The 14,168-nt window shown below is 37.2% G+C and carries 16 protein-coding genes and 1 pseudogene; 3 read left to right on the top strand and 14 right to left on the bottom strand.

Going from position 1 to position 14,168, the window contains the following annotated elements; translation table 11 throughout:
- Nucleotides 1-13: 13 nt before the first annotated feature.
- From O1449_RS07625 to O1449_RS07590, 8 genes and pseudogenes are all read right to left on the bottom strand, one after another.
- Nucleotides 14-151 (bottom strand): annotated as a pseudogene (locus O1449_RS07625) (NAD(P)H-dependent oxidoreductase); the annotation flags it as partial.
- A gap of 1,050 nt (nucleotides 152-1,201) precedes the next feature.
- Nucleotides 1,202-2,458, bottom strand: a complete 1,257-nt coding sequence (locus tag O1449_RS07620; protein WP_269239634.1) for a zonular occludens toxin domain-containing protein — start codon at nucleotides 2,456-2,458, stop codon at nucleotides 1,202-1,204.
- 1 nt (nucleotide 2,459) lies between these two features.
- A complete protein-coding gene (locus tag O1449_RS07615; RefSeq protein ID WP_269239633.1) occupies nucleotides 2,460-2,744 on the bottom strand; it encodes a DUF2523 family protein in 285 nt (94 codons plus the stop codon).
- A gap of 35 nt (nucleotides 2,745-2,779) precedes the next feature.
- Nucleotides 2,780-3,991, bottom strand: coding sequence for a hypothetical protein (locus O1449_RS07610; RefSeq protein WP_269239632.1), 1,212 nt, complete (start codon nucleotides 3,989-3,991; stop codon nucleotides 2,780-2,782).
- 149 nt (nucleotides 3,992-4,140) lie between these two features.
- Complete coding sequence (locus tag O1449_RS07605; RefSeq protein ID WP_269239631.1) at nucleotides 4,141-4,317, bottom strand: hypothetical protein; 177 nt, start codon at nucleotides 4,315-4,317, stop codon at nucleotides 4,141-4,143.
- A 494-nt stretch (nucleotides 4,318-4,811) separates the two neighbouring features.
- On the bottom strand, nucleotides 4,812-5,012 hold the full coding sequence (locus O1449_RS07600; RefSeq protein ID WP_269239630.1) for a hypothetical protein: 201 nt from the start codon (nucleotides 5,010-5,012) through the stop codon (nucleotides 4,812-4,814).
- The gene (locus O1449_RS07595) at nucleotides 5,005-5,361 is read right to left on the bottom strand and encodes a hypothetical protein (protein WP_269239629.1); all 357 of its coding nucleotides are present in this window, start codon (nucleotides 5,359-5,361) and stop codon (nucleotides 5,005-5,007) included. The genes O1449_RS07600 and O1449_RS07595 overlap by 8 nt, the downstream gene beginning before the upstream one ends.
- A gap of 11 nt (nucleotides 5,362-5,372) precedes the next feature.
- Nucleotides 5,373-6,593, bottom strand: coding sequence for a phage/plasmid replication protein, II/X family (locus O1449_RS07590; protein WP_269239628.1), 1,221 nt, complete (start codon nucleotides 6,591-6,593; stop codon nucleotides 5,373-5,375).
- 108 nt (nucleotides 6,594-6,701) lie between these two features.
- On the opposite strand from O1449_RS07590, the gene O1449_RS07585 reads away from it, so the two are divergent.
- Nucleotides 6,702-6,908: a hypothetical protein gene (locus O1449_RS07585; protein WP_269239627.1), complete on the top strand. Its 207-nt coding sequence runs from the start codon at nucleotides 6,702-6,704 to the stop codon at nucleotides 6,906-6,908.
- A gap of 438 nt (nucleotides 6,909-7,346) precedes the next feature.
- Nucleotides 7,347-7,583: a VF530 family protein gene (locus O1449_RS07580; RefSeq protein WP_269239626.1), complete on the top strand. Its 237-nt coding sequence runs from the start codon at nucleotides 7,347-7,349 to the stop codon at nucleotides 7,581-7,583.
- A 77-nt stretch (nucleotides 7,584-7,660) separates the two neighbouring features.
- Here O1449_RS07580 and O1449_RS07575 read toward each other — a convergent pair whose 3' ends face one another.
- Both O1449_RS07575 and O1449_RS07570 read right to left on the bottom strand, forming a co-directional pair.
- Nucleotides 7,661-7,969, bottom strand: a complete 309-nt coding sequence (locus O1449_RS07575) for a helix-turn-helix domain-containing protein (RefSeq protein WP_269239625.1) — start codon at nucleotides 7,967-7,969, stop codon at nucleotides 7,661-7,663.
- A complete protein-coding gene (locus O1449_RS07570) occupies nucleotides 7,966-9,297 on the bottom strand; it encodes a type II toxin-antitoxin system HipA family toxin (protein ID WP_269239624.1) in 1,332 nt (443 codons plus the stop codon). Before O1449_RS07570 ends, O1449_RS07575 begins: the two co-directional genes overlap by 4 nt.
- A gap of 275 nt (nucleotides 9,298-9,572) precedes the next feature.
- On the opposite strand from O1449_RS07570, the gene O1449_RS07565 reads away from it, so the two are divergent.
- Nucleotides 9,573-10,271: a DUF1826 domain-containing protein gene (locus tag O1449_RS07565; protein WP_269239623.1), complete on the top strand. Its 699-nt coding sequence runs from the start codon at nucleotides 9,573-9,575 to the stop codon at nucleotides 10,269-10,271.
- Nucleotides 10,272-10,368: 97 nt separating this feature from the next.
- On the opposite strand, the gene O1449_RS07560 is transcribed toward O1449_RS07565, so the two are convergent.
- The 4 genes from O1449_RS07560 to O1449_RS07545 form a co-directional block, all read right to left on the bottom strand.
- A complete protein-coding gene (locus O1449_RS07560) occupies nucleotides 10,369-11,169 on the bottom strand; it encodes a sulfite exporter TauE/SafE family protein (protein WP_269239622.1) in 801 nt (266 codons plus the stop codon).
- A gap of 51 nt (nucleotides 11,170-11,220) precedes the next feature.
- Nucleotides 11,221-11,712, bottom strand: a complete 492-nt coding sequence (locus O1449_RS07555; protein ID WP_269239681.1) for a flavin reductase — start codon at nucleotides 11,710-11,712, stop codon at nucleotides 11,221-11,223.
- Nucleotides 11,713-11,863: 151 nt separating this feature from the next.
- Nucleotides 11,864-12,892: a methionine synthase gene (locus O1449_RS07550; protein WP_269239621.1), complete on the bottom strand. Its 1,029-nt coding sequence runs from the start codon at nucleotides 12,890-12,892 to the stop codon at nucleotides 11,864-11,866.
- Nucleotides 12,893-12,922: 30 nt separating this feature from the next.
- Entirely contained in the window at nucleotides 12,923-13,915 is a 993-nt protein-coding gene (locus O1449_RS07545) for a DUF1852 domain-containing protein (RefSeq protein WP_269239620.1), read from the bottom strand.
- Nucleotides 13,916-14,168 lie beyond the last annotated feature (253 nt).

Below are 14,168 nucleotides of genomic sequence, written 5' to 3'. Positions count from 1 at the left end.
TTTTTATTTAATTTTAAAATGGATTCATTTTATCGTCGAAATTCTCTAATTTAGGGAGCTCCAGTGGCGTTAAGTTGTCTAGATTAACTATGTATTCTTCAAAACAAGTAAGAATTTTTTCTCGTTCTTCATTGGTGATATATGGAACGTTGCTAACTTATATTTTAATAATTGCGTATAATGTATATTATGTTAAATGGTATATCTAAAGCGGTGCGCTTCTATCACTGTCAGATCGCACCGCACATTGACAGCTTGAACTGAATCGCTGTCAAGTGTATACGCAAGTAACATAACATAGAGTTATGCGAAATCCGAACGTTTCTCAACTTGCGCTCTGGAGAGTCTGCGCAAGTTTGCGATACTTGTTCTTTTTTAAAAATATCGTCAAGAAAAGCCTCTCCATTTTTTAAACGTTCGACACTCTTTCCGTTCCATTCGCTCCAGTGATAATTTAACACTCTTTCCGTTCCATTCGCTCCAATCAACAGGTTTCCCCAAATCGCGCGCGCGCACTTTTCCTGTTTTCTTCTCTTTTTGGTTTTTCAATGCTAGTGATTCTGAACTATGACCCTCACAACTCGAACGATTAAAAGCAGTTCAACCGAGCATGTGGATTGTGCTTCGCAACGTTATTTCTGATCTGTGAATAAACACTATGGATAAATCCGCATAACGGTGTGTCTGTTATACGTTGATTTCTCCACAGGTTTAATTCACAGGAAATAACTCAATCCACAAGCTCGTTGTTGAACTTAACCATAGTTTTTTAATCTTTGTTTTTCGTTGTTTAGGTACATCGAAGACGTTTGCGAAGTCACTTGAGCGCATCTTCAAATCCCTACATACGCTCAGAAATTTTGCTGGGAAAAGTGCGCGCGCTAATTTCGTGAGCCTTGCTGTTTCATTCTACTCATTACACTATTTTTCCTTTATAAATTAACACTTTCGTTCATTACACTATTTTTCTTTTACGAACGTGTAAAAAACTTTTCACGAATTTTCAGGCTTAATTAAATTAAAAAACTTATCTGTCTTGGCGTAATGTCTAGACTACGCCTTAGACAACTCGATAGATGATCAAGGTTTGTATAACTTCACGTTGTTGTCTAATTCCCCTGAAGACATTACTTTGTTGATTCCTCGTCACATCGAATGACTGGATTTTGTAATCAGAGAGAAGAAATTCATACTTTGAAGACTAATTCAATTGAAGATTTTGACGAATAATTTCTTGATAGACTTTGTACTGCTCAGATGTTAGTTGAACAAAATCTTGCTTTTGTGATTCATCTTGTTGAACGTTTGTAATATTAGAAGCTGACATAGAATTATCAGAATTAGATATTGCTTTTTTTGAGCCTGAATAATCAAATGGCCGATAGCCGTTCAAGTATTTTTTACAATCTTGCTGACTGATCTCAGGCATATAATCACCGTATTGATTCACAGCCATTAACTTTCCACCTCTGACAGTTAAAACACCTGAAATTCTAGGCATATCGTTTACTGTGATAGGCATTTGCTCAGGCAATTGTACATCATAAGGTTTGTTAGGATTATATTTCGCTGTGATCGTATTTATATCATTCGGATTGCGAGCTGATAGTTCTGTTATACGTTGATCATGTGCTTTTTTATCAAGTGCATCACGACACATTTCAGCAGTCCAACCAAATTGATTTTGACAATCCTTAATCTGTTTAAGCAAATCATTATTACTACTGGAGGATTCAGGTGTGATATTAGGTTGAACTTTATTTCCATTTTTATCGGTTGTCATTGCATCTACATCATCTTTAGACTTACCGAATAGATAAAAACATAGCGCAGCAATAATACATAACGTAAATACAGCACCGACAACAAAAGTGACTAGATTCATATTAAAGTGTGTTTGACGATCCGATGCTTCACCATCTTTTGTCGATTTGTATAAGTTCCAGTATTTCTCCTCAATTTTATATGTGAATGTATCTAAAGCAGTCGCTTTTAAATTCTTTGTGATATTCGTTTGAGCGCGTTTAAATACATAACACTTAGAAACTGTTTTACTAGCAACTTCAACATAATAATGTTCAGACACCATTTCTTTAATGTCTGTATTAATTAACTTAGTGTTCGGAGTAATTAACCAAACATCAATATGATTATGTCTCAACTGGGTAAAATCAACAATTTCAGAATCTCGTCTTGATGAGAAGTGTTTGCCGAACTTTTCATTAAACTGAATCTCATCCATGATGATCAGGCTATAGTGATCACATTCACGCCAATCTTTTGGCATATCTGTAATGCCTTTTGCAAGTTCTGCATGACCACGTATGTTTGAATATATCTTCTTATAGTTATGCCCTTTTTGAACAAGCTTTTCAGCTTCCATTACAGCAAGATAAGTCTTGCCTGAGCCGAAAGATTCACCAGTGATTAACCGTACTTTACCGCCTACGCCTGACATATCACGCCCCCATTTTACGAATTGCTAATTTGCCCGAATTGAGCGTAAGTAAAAAAATTGCAACTGAGATAAAACTACTTAATACATGATCGACACCATAAATGCCCATTAATGCGAGCAAATCAGGTGCAACACCATTCAAAGAATTAATTTGACTATCAAATGCAACTCTGACAGCAGTCATTGTTCCTAAATAACTAACAACACCGAGACCAGCACCAATCAACATTTTTTGTATAGCATTTTTTAATAACCATTCCGCAATAACAATTAATATACGAGCCATTAATCTTTACTCCTTAATCCAATCAGTAAATAAATCTATGCACCCAAATAACCAATTGCAATAATGTAAGGTCTAGCTTGATATCCAAATGTACATATCCACGTTAAATCTTTTTGAAGTGTAATGAATCCAACTTGCTCGGTAGTAACTTGGAACGGACAATGCTGACCAAAACGAACGTGTTCTTGTCTTTGATAATCTATTATTTTTTCTTCTTGTACTTGCAAAGGCGTATTTTGCATATCATCTTTTGAAGGCTCTTTTGTTAAAAAATCTTTAATCGCTTTTACAGCATCACATAAAACTTTACCTGTTTTATCACAGAATGGACCAGTATCACCCGTACCTGAGCCTGTACCAGTTCCTGAGCCTGTATCATCACCCGTTCCTGAGCCTGTACCAGTTCCTGAGCCTGTACCAGTTCCTGATCCTGTACCAGTTCCTGATCCTGTACCAGTTCCTGATCCTGTACCAGTTCCTGATCCTGTACCAGTTCCTGAGCCTGTACCAGTTCCTGTACCCGTTCCTGAACCTGTACCAGTTCCTGTACCCGTTCCTGAACCTGTACCCGTTCCTGAGCTAGGAGATGATTTAACGCACAATTGTTGCCCGTTGAAAGAACCCGTTACATATCCTGTTCCACAACCACTAGGAGGTCTAACACAATAAGTTTCACCACTATTACAACCCTGTTTAATGGGAGGTGGTTGATTGTTTAGACAATTAATCGAACCATCTTTTAAACGTACACAATTGTCATCTGAAGGAACAAAGCACTCACCGTACGGGTCTTTTGTATCGCACTTTGGAGGAGGTGTGTCAGTATTTAAATTAGAACAATTTTTATTATCACCAGTTGCAAATAAAATTGTATTCACAGAATTAGGAAATTCTGTTAATCGTCCTGAACCCTCATATGTACAACCATCAATACACATTCTTAACGGTATCGAGGTCGTACCTTTTGGCAACCAGGCGACATAAAGTTGATTTTTTTTGGGACAAATAGGGTCTGGTTTTTTTGAAAGTGGAACAAGATAGCCATTTTTTTCAGAATAACAACCGCCTTCCGTATCACTATGATCTTTATAATATACGTCTGGAAAGGATGGAACAGTAGCTTGACAAGCTGAAAGGCCATCTTCAAATTCTTGACCAGTAGCTGAACCACCAGAGGGAACATAAATGGTTGCATGCACTTGAAATGAAATTAAAAAGAGTAAAGCTAAATATTTAAAGAATCTCATAAGAAATACTCAACTACGGTGCAAAGATAATCCAAAACGCAACTAGCGTGATGACGATGAAATAGAATTGCATTTCTTATGTACTCCCATAAAAAAAGCGGGGTGCGGTGCGTACAGTTGTGCGCTCCTCCCCGCTTTTTTATTTTTGATTAGCGAAGCATTGATAGTGCTTTGCGTACGCCCCAAGCCGTAAACGTTGGTAATGCTTTAAGCGTACCCGCAGCAATTACACCAGTAAGTACAGATGCAGCTACTAATCCAGTTGTTAAATCAAATGAACCATCAGCACCTGCTGCGAATGCAGGTGAAGTTGCTACGATAGTCACGCCAGTTGCTACAACAGCACGGTTGTAGTATTTTTTGCTTTTTCAGCGACTTGCTTTTTATTCATCGTCTAATCCTCTTTTGTTGATGAACCTAAAGTGTGTACAACAGTTCGAACACCGAATGCGGTGTACCAAATCAAAATCGTGGTAGTGAGCAGCGCTATAACTTTTAAAGGCTCTATGCTGTTTAACTCATCCATCCACGATGTTTGATGTATGACGAGAATGCAGTAATTGACCCCATTGATTACGGTTGTAGCTGTGCAATCTTCAATCTGCATTCTCGAATCCTTTATCCTTTACACTTGTTGAAGTGCAGGAAATAAATCTGTTCATAAAAAAATGTGTTGCCACATTTAGAGCATTCGTAAGATAAGTGACTCATGCGAAATACTCGTCTGACCAAAACCACGAATCGCAAGATGTATAAGAGTTCCAGTACGAGTCAGTAAAAACAGGCGTAACTTTTGGAACGTAAGCTCTAAAATTAAATTTCATCTTGCTATTTCCCCGTTATGACTGACTTTCTGAATCAAGAGTTTTAAATCTGTTATGGCTTGATCAGCACAGTCTGTTTGTTGTAATTGCTGCAATGTGATTTCTAAATGTTCGTTGATCTTGTTGAAATCACTTGCAGTTAAAACACCTATGGAACGGCTGTAATGTACCGTTCCGTAATGGTGACGATTACGCACTTGCAGCAACAGGCTTTGTTGTTGTTGTAGATGCTTTATGCGGTTCAAAGTTGAGTGCGATCAATTGCGCTACTGGAACTTTGCCTGATACGTCCAATTTGAATAAAAGCTGTGCTTTAGCAGGAAGTTCTACATGCTCATAATCATGGAAGAATTGAGCACCTTTAATTTTGTACTCTGTAGACTTTAAGCCGATTGCACCCTCACCGATCTCACGTTCATTGAACGGCTGTAAAACAGTTACTACAGTGTTGCTGTAGTCAACAGATTTACCATCATCAGAACGGAAATTACCCTGTGATTTACGGATGCCTGCGATTGTTAAAATTGGTTGTTCAATTGCGCTCATGCTATATGCTCCTAAGCAATTAGGTAGTTAAACTGTGACACTGGCGGTTCATACCACTCAGGCAGTTGTTGATTGAAGTCGATCTCAACGAGCTTCACGAACGGAATGATGTTTTTAGCCTTGTCATCGTGCAAGTTTTGTAGATACGCTTTCGAGAAACCGCATTCACATAAATCAGCAACAAGCTTATAAAAAGCCGTTTTTGAATAATTTGATTTAAGGTCTTCGAGACCCTTTTCACGTATAAGACAATAGGCAGCAAATAAATTACGTACCCGTGTTGGCGATGGTTTACCGCTATTGGTTAAAACTACTTCCGAAGTTTCAATTGCACGATAAACACTAGAATCGTCTGTAATTTTCATAGTTTGACCCCTCAAGGCATCAAAAATACTACTTGTGGCTTTTATCCAAAGTGTTTGCAAAAGGTTGGGATTTTCTCTCTCGAATTTGATTAATTCGATCAAGTTAGTAGGTACACCGTTACGTTCTAACCATCGTTTTTTCATACGTGATTCAAAACGTAATAACCCGACTGTCCAATTGAACAACCGAATATCTGACATAATTTCAACTACACGCATGGCAGCTTTATCATTCTTTTTCGCAAGTTGCTTTTGAGCGTCAAACTGGATGAGATATTCATCATGTTTGAGATAGCACTTGTGATTAATTAAGCGTGATGATTCACCGCCCCAGTAAGTTGTGCTGTCATAGCGTTTATTGCTAAGTCGTGTTTGACCGTTTGAAACACGGCTCATAAATTCAAGAACTTGCTTGGCTGTGTGCTGATCTTTAACACGAGCTGAATACGTGACATCAATGTGTGAAACCCAAGCTTTTGATATATCCAATTTTTCGCAAAGAACTGGATAAGCCATGTGCAAGTAACCAAGCATTTCGGCAGCACCCTGCTCTAACGTTATGTCAGCAAATACATTGTGACCTTGTAAAAGTTTTGCAGGCGAAGCCTTAATCTGTACATACGGCCAGTACGAGGAATCAAAAAAAACCTTACAAGCCATCCCCGTGTAATGTGTAGGTAATGACTCGTAAGGATGAAATAAAGCGGAAGCGTTTAACGTACCGTCTAAGTTCATGTGAACGGAACGTGATGCTAGAGGAATATCCATACAAAGTGGGTCAAAATCAATAAATGCATACAGACCATCATGACCACATAAAACGTACTGGTCAGCGAATGGAATATTTATGCAAATATGATCGTTCATGCAACAGCATCACATGTAATGAATTAACGTAAACATAACACAATTGCACGTAATGCCACAACTTGTGATAAAATAATATCATCACACTTAACCATGTTGAACAATGAAATGAAAAAAGCTGATTTATCAAAAACTTATAGAATTCGTGGCGAATTCACAGAGCAAATTAAAAGTTTGTCTTTGGATTTCATTATTGAAACAAAGGAAAGAATTGAGGAAGCAGATATAATTAATGCTTTGCTTTACAAGCACTTAAATGACATAAAAGCCAAAGATGTAACAAAATATATCGAAGAAGTAAAAAAAGCAGACTAATCATTATATTTAGCGAAATCGAAGCGTGAGTTTCGCTATTTTTTCCCGAATTCGGGACTAGAGTCCACCATTAGAAGACGTGGACTCCCCGAGTTGCGAATTTTTCTCAAAAAGAAAGGGAACTTAATGTTCCCTTTTTTACATCATTTTTTTGTTATGAACATCGGATAACGCATAACTTAATTTTATGTTAAATAAGATCTCCGAGACTGTAGCCTACACAACACTGTTTGTTGCCATAGCTTAGTAACGTAATAATCTAAGATTATACATCACATTACTGAGTATCCTAATGATAGTAATATAAGTTATGCAGAAATCAGACCGCTACGCGAAAGGCTTATGGATTAAAGCCATGATTGCATCAGCCTTGTGATGCTGACCTATTTCAACTCACTCAGGTTATAATGACGTCTCCCCAAATATGGTTGATCTATTATGAACGCCTCCAATGACCCTCTACATGGCAAAAAACTTGCTGACATTTTGGATGAATTATTAGATTACTACGGTGGCTTTGAAGGCTTAAGCCTTAAAATTGAAATTAGATGTTTTTGCATAGATCCAAGTGTTAAATCATCATTGCGATTCTTGCGTACCACACCATGGGCACGTGAAAAAGTAGAAAGCTTATATTTGTATGTCTTACGCCAAAAAGCCAAACAGAAATCTTAGCTATCAAAACCCTAGCCCCAGCATTTTAATTTAGGTTACACAATCTTGGTACACAGAGTTAGACTTTGCCATTGATCTCATTCTAATGGTTTAATAATTTTTTTCACAATGTGCTCATGAGTCGGTACAAGTCCTGCTTTCAATCCAAGTGGTTTAAAGACCTTGTCTAAAACAGATTGAGTAAGTTTTCCTTTATCCTGTTCAATATCAGTTAACGTCCTACGACTTACACCGACTAAATTTGCATATTGTTCTTGAGACATACTTAGAATGTTTTTGCGTAAATACGCCAATAATTGTCCCAATGTTATTTCATTCAATAAGTATTGCATATATAGATCTATCAGGATTTGTTGGCGATCTTGAGTCTGATTTTTTATATTCATAATAGTTCCCATCTTTCTAATTTAGCTTCAACGTAGTCGAATGAAAGCGCTGGTATCTCTATAATCTGCTTTGGTACACCTCTATCAAGTAATCTTTGTTTTAAGCCAACAAGATGACTTGCCAAAGATTTTAATGTCGTTAGAGATAAATTTGGATCGCATAAATGTTCTAGTTTTTGGGTAATTTTATCCCATTGATATTCTCCTCCTTCCTCATAAGGACTTCCCCAAGTTGTTGACCTTGTAACAACTTCTGGATCAACTTTCATTGGAGCGAAATCATAAATTGGAGCAAGCGAAATTTTTCCAGATTTTTTTAGAAATGAAGTATTTCGTCCATGATTATCAGAATTACCAAAAATAATATTCAATAAGTCCCTTTGTAACCATTCACAAATGAATTGTGTTGAATCAAATTCGGAATCAATAGATATAAGTAACTTACATAGATTTTCAATCACTTCAAAGTGATTGAGATGACTACCTGAAGCTTTATTTAATATTGAATAGATGGATTCAAGCCCATGACGATGCCATTGTTGATTGTGCCATTCGACATCAAACCTCGGCAGCCATAAAGATGGATATTTTTCACCTTCAATCAGCTTCATTTCTGTTGTTTCAATGGTCTTGAAACCTAATTCTTTTAGTTCTTGATAATAATAGTATTCTGCTCTGAGAATATTACAGTCTATCTCAGCACGATTATTCCGAGGAAATTTAACTAGATAGTGTTGATCAGGTTGATCAAAGTTTTGTTGATAAGTATCAATCCAAATATTTTGATCTTTGGTAGCACGAATTAGTAATTTTGGAGCTTCACCACCTGCTCCCGTTGCACCACCACTAATTGCCCCCATTTGCTGTGCATATTCAAGAAAATCTACATTTCGATCAGCAACATCAATTTGACTAAAATAACGTAGATGTAGAGTTGATTCAGGATTGATTGCTGGAAGAGCTTCTTTAATTCTCAAATTGCCTACGGGTGCGATGCCACCTTTTTCTAATAAAATACTATCTTGCTCTGCATGAGTTAGTCTTTGCAGGCCTAGAAAATTCACCCAATAACGGCGGGCAGCACCTGATGGAACAATATCATCTAAAAAACCAAACCATGACTTAGATTCATGTTTTATAAGTATTTGTACAGGTAGTGATAGACTACAGGCATGCTCATCTCGTTTATCCAAATTGTGGATTGCGTATTCTAACTCGTAAGCTAATTCACTAGCACTTGCTGAGCCTAGTTTCGGTTCTAATAGCGTAAGTTCAGCAATATCAAACCAACTTTGATCAAGTAACGCCTGTATTGTTAATTTTTTCATTGATATAAATGAGCAATTATTTTCTCAAAAATACTCTATTTTTTTATTTTTGTGAATATATTTGCGCATAATTATTTTTTATATGATTTTTTGAGCATAAATTTGCTCATAACGAGCTGTGGAAAGTATCACTCTCAGTATCTATTTAAAATACTTTATTTCATTGTTATAAGGCATGAAAAGATAAATGTTTGAAAAATACTATTCCACCTATCGTTGTTAACGTGATTGAACTGTGTATCATTAAACATATTTTCTAATTTATTTACTTTTTTATGAAGAATGCATTTTCTGACCACAAGCAAATTAATGTGGTTTCTAGTTTCTCTGAACTTGTCGGTTCTAATTTTCAAGGAGATAGAAATGCGATTTGTTGGTATAGAAACCTGAATGGAGATTTTCAAGAAATCGTAAAACAGCTTGAACTAAAGGAAAATATCACTGAGGTTTCGGTTGATGATTTATTGGCTTTGCAACTTTCCGAACAAGGTCATTTAGCAAGAGAAATCATCTTAAAAGATATGCAGCTATTAAGTGATTTCGGCGCTTCACCTACCCTTAACTTAATTCAAAATTACGAACGTGATGATGAGTTAAATTTTATTTCAACTGATGTGTATTCATTTCATGTTGATCGTTCCCCCATCCCAACTGATACTTTTTTATGTACTTATCACGGTGCGGCAAGTGAGATTTTGCCAAGCGATCAAGTTGAGCAAAAGATTTTAATTCCTGAAATTAGAGAGAAACTTAAAGAATTACATCATGGCTCAGAAGCTGAATTTGAAAGTTTTCTACAAGATTATTTCTTCGATTTACATTACCAGCCGCTCCCTGATGCAAGACCTTTAAATTTAGGTTCAGGACATCTTTGGCGTCTAGCAGTTGATCACCCGACGCAGCACGTTTTACCTTGTGTTCATAGAGCACCTATTGAAAATGAAGGCGAATATCGTCTACTCTTGATTTGCTAACTATTTATATCTCAAAGAGTTAAAAAATAGATCCATTAAGCTCTAATTTATAAAAGCCCATATCTAATGAGCTTTTGAATAATCAACCTATTATATTTCAACGTATTCCTTTAAAAAGGAAAAAACATCCGACAATAAGTAACAATACAGCAAAGCATTTTTTTAACATTTGCGGTGATAAAGCATGTGCCACTTTAGCACCTAGCTTTGCGGTGAAAAAGCTCATCGCACTGATACCAAGAAAAGCATAAATATGAACAAAACCAATGCTGTTCTGAACATTTATTTGTTCTTTCATACCAAATAACATAAACCCTAGCGCACCTGCGATTGCGATAGGTAAGCCACATGCAGCAGATGTTCCCACCGCTCTTTGCATGACCACACCATAATGATTGAGATAAGGTACAGTTAAGCTCCCTCCTCCAATCCCAAAAATTGCAGATGCAACGCCGATTCCAGTACCAGCAAATACTTGTTTAGCTGCTGAAGGAAGTGCTTTATTCTGATCAATGACTTTTTTTGCACCAGTAAACATCTGATATGCAACCCAAATCACAAAAACACCAATAATCAGTTGTAAATGTTCCCTTGATAGTAATCCCGCAATACCTGCACCAAAAAATGACCCAATGACTAAACCAGGAGTCAGATTTTTGAATACAGGCCAAATTACTGCACCATTTTTATTATGCGCCATTAATGAGCTGATAGACGTCACAATAATCGTGGCTAATGAAGTACCCAAAGCAAGATGCATCACAACTTCAGAATCATACCCCATTTGCGTAAAGACCACATATAAAAGTGGTACGATGATGAGTCCACCGCCAACACCAAAAAGCCCAGCAGCAAATCCCGCTAATGCACCTATAGCTAAAAAAATGATTAATTCCACGACATACTTACTTGATTGAAGGTTAATATTAGATAAATAGCGAATGTTAATTTAAGCAACTTCAGTCTCACCCACTTGGTGATAAGCGCGATTAAAATACACCAGACTATGTTCATGCTGACCTTTTTGAATCGCAACTGTACGACAAATAAAAATAGTATGTGTTCCTACTTCCTGAATTTGTTCAATCTGACAATCAAAACTGACAAGAGCATCCTCTAAAACAGGTGCACCTGTTTTTAATTTAGTCCAAGTTCCATATTTAAAACGCTCTTCAGACGTCAACTTAGAAGAAAATACATTGGAAATATGCTGATGTTGCGCGCCTAAAACATTCACAGTTAAAGTTTCATTTTCAATAAAATGTGCATGTGACCTAGAGGCTGTATTCATACACACCAATAATGTCGGAGGTGTATCCGTAACGCTACATACAGCAGATGCGGTAAATCCATGACGACCAGACGCTCCCGCTGTAGTCACTACATTCACTGCACTTGTCAGTAAAGACATCGCATTTCTAAAGTCAGTTGCTTCAATCATCATCTTATTCCTAAATTGAACTGTAGCTTTTCTTTAGATTAAGCCCTAACACACACTTGCGTCACATTTGCACATCTAAATTATTTCAAACTGAATGGGCTACTAACTAAATTAATAAGTAGCCCATTCGATATTTCCAAATTGCTAAATACTAAACGGCGAGCTCTTTTCGGATAATTTCTGCACCTGCACTCAAGGCATTCAGCTTGCCGCGTGCTACTTGACGAGATAAAGGCGCCATTCCACAGTTGGTAGATGGATAAAGTTTATCAGCATCGACAAACTGAAGCGCTTTACGTAGCGTATCTGCAACCTCATCCGCTGTTTCAATATTATTGGTTGCCACATCAATCGCACCAACCATGACTTTTTTACCGCGAATCAGTTCAATTAGATCCATTGGCACACGAGAGTTTTGGCATTCGAGTGAGATGATATCGAGCTTAGATTTTTGTAGCTTAGGAAAAGCTTCTTCGTATTGACGCCACTCTGAACCCAAAGTCTTTTTCCAATCGGTATTGGCTTTGATGCCATAGCCATAGCAGATATGTACGGCTGTTTCACATTTAAGACCTTCAAGCGCTCTTTCTAAAGTGGCAACACCCCAATCATTTACCTCATCAAAGAACACATTAAACGCAGGTTCATCAAATTGAATAATGTCGACACCCGCAGCTTCCAATTCAAGCGCTTCTTGATTAAGAATCTTGGCAAATTCCCAAGCCAGTTTTTCACGGCTTTTATAGTGACCATCATATAACGTGTCAATCATGGTCATTGGACCTGGAAGTGCCCATTTGATTGGTTGTGTGGTTTGGCTACGTAAAAACTTGGCATCTTCCACGAAAACTGGCTTTTGGCGAGAGACTGCACCGACTACAGATGGAACACTTGCATCATAACGATTACGGATACGCACCGTTTCACGCTTCTCAAAATCCACACCATCAAGGTGTTCAATAAATGTTGTGACAAAATGTTGGCGTGTTTGCTCACCATCGCTGACAATATCAATCCCTGCATGGATCTGTTCTTGCAGAGATAAACGCAAGGCATCTTGCTTTGCTTCGATTAATGCCTCACCCTCTAATTTCCAAGGTGACCAAAGTTTTTCAGGCTCAGCAAGCCATGAAGGTTTTGGTAAACTGCCAGCCGTTGATGTTGGTAATAAAATTGCCATTGTAAATCTTCTATCTCTATTTCAGGTAAATTAAGCAGCGTTACTGTCTACGGTGTAATTCGCAGCCCATTGCTCAAGGATATTTTGATAAGGCTTGATAAAGTTTTCTTCCGTCCATTTACCTTGTTTTACAGCAAGCTGACCACGCTCTACACGGTCGTAAACAATTCGTGTTAAGGAGTAATCTGGGTACTCTAGACTTGCTTGATAGACCTGTGCTGCTGAAGAATTTGCATTGTAAATTTCAGGACGGTAGATCTTTTGGAAAGTTTCCATGGTACTAATTGCACTGATCAGCTCGAAGTCAGTGTAATCACGTAATAAATCACCCGAAAAATAGAATGCTAAAGGTGCAACGCTACCTTTCGGCATGAAGAAGCGAACCTGTAAGCCCATTTTGTGGAAATATTCATCAGTACGTGAGTATGCATCTTGTTTATACTCAACACCTAAAACTGGATGCTCATTAACAGTACGCTGATAAGTCCTTGCCGTTGAAACACTTAAACAAATGACAGGTTGTTGATTAAATTCAGCCTTAAAAGTATCTGAATTTACTAAATATTGATAAAGTTTACCGTGTAAATCACCGAAACCTTCTGGTGCATACGAAGTTGAGTTCTCTTTATTGTGTTCTTTCAGCACCACACTAAAATCATAATCACGTACATAAGATGAGAAACTATTGCCAATCATGCCTTCAATACGTTGATTGGTATGGTGATCGGTAATGGTGCTTTTCAACATTTCAATGATTGGAAAAGTTATGCCATTACCTTCAATATCTAAATCTGCAGAAATAATATCAATTTCAAGTGAATAACGGTCACCATTTGGGTTATCTGTTTGTGCTAAAGCATTGAAACGATTATTAATCATTCGAAGCGTATTACGAAGATTCTGCTCTCGACTTTCACCGCGTGCTAAGTTGGCAAAATTAGTCGTTAGACGTGTGCTATCCGCTGGTTGATAGTTTTCATCAAAACGAATGCGTTTAATTGAACATGCAAACTCTGTACTCATGATGATTGGTATCCTAATTTTTGCAATAAAATCTAAATTTCTCTATGGAGTGATTTATACCGCAATCATTAGATGAATAAAAATGATTTAATCTAACCTCAAGATGAGTAAAATTCATGTTAAGGTTTTTGTTGTATCCATTGCGAATGAAAGGCAGCAAGCTGAGTCATCAGATTTTATAAATTAAGTCAGTAAAACCAACATAAATTTCTTGAAAATAAAAGTTTAGATTAGATCTGATTGTATCTTTAAA

Source organism: Acinetobacter sp. TR3 (assembly GCF_027105055.1).
Lineage (GTDB): Bacteria > Pseudomonadota > Gammaproteobacteria > Pseudomonadales > Moraxellaceae > Acinetobacter.
This window is presented reverse-complemented; position numbering and strand designations above follow the sequence as displayed.

Excerpts from the sequence above, each read along its gene's own strand:
- O1449_RS07620 (WP_269239634.1), bottom strand. The coding sequence starts at position 2,458 with ATGTCAGGCGTAGGCGGTAAAGTACGGTTAATCACTGGTGAATCTTTC.
- O1449_RS07615 (WP_269239633.1), bottom strand. The coding sequence starts at position 2,744 with ATGGCTCGTATATTAATTGTTATTGCGGAATGGTTATTAAAAAATGCT.
- O1449_RS07610 (WP_269239632.1), bottom strand. The coding sequence starts at position 3,991 with ATGAGATTCTTTAAATATTTAGCTTTACTCTTTTTAATTTCATTTCAA.
- O1449_RS07595 (WP_269239629.1), bottom strand. The coding sequence starts at position 5,361 with ATGAGCGCAATTGAACAACCAATTTTAACAATCGCAGGCATCCGTAAA.
- O1449_RS07590 (WP_269239628.1), bottom strand. The coding sequence starts at position 6,593 with ATGAACGATCATATTTGCATAAATATTCCATTCGCTGACCAGTACGTT.
- O1449_RS07585 (WP_269239627.1), top strand. The coding sequence starts at position 6,702 with ATGAAAAAAGCTGATTTATCAAAAACTTATAGAATTCGTGGCGAATTC.
- O1449_RS07580 (WP_269239626.1), top strand. The coding sequence starts at position 7,347 with ATGAACGCCTCCAATGACCCTCTACATGGCAAAAAACTTGCTGACATT.
- O1449_RS07575 (WP_269239625.1), bottom strand. The coding sequence starts at position 7,969 with ATGAATATAAAAAATCAGACTCAAGATCGCCAACAAATCCTGATAGAT.
- O1449_RS07570 (WP_269239624.1), bottom strand. The coding sequence starts at position 9,297 with ATGAAAAAATTAACAATACAGGCGTTACTTGATCAAAGTTGGTTTGAT.
- O1449_RS07565 (WP_269239623.1), top strand. The coding sequence starts at position 9,573 with ATGAAGAATGCATTTTCTGACCACAAGCAAATTAATGTGGTTTCTAGT.
- O1449_RS07555 (WP_269239681.1), bottom strand. The coding sequence starts at position 11,712 with ATGATTGAAGCAACTGACTTTAGAAATGCGATGTCTTTACTGACAAGT.
- O1449_RS07550 (WP_269239621.1), bottom strand. The coding sequence starts at position 12,892 with ATGGCAATTTTATTACCAACATCAACGGCTGGCAGTTTACCAAAACCT.
- O1449_RS07545 (WP_269239620.1), bottom strand. The coding sequence starts at position 13,915 with ATGAGTACAGAGTTTGCATGTTCAATTAAACGCATTCGTTTTGATGAA.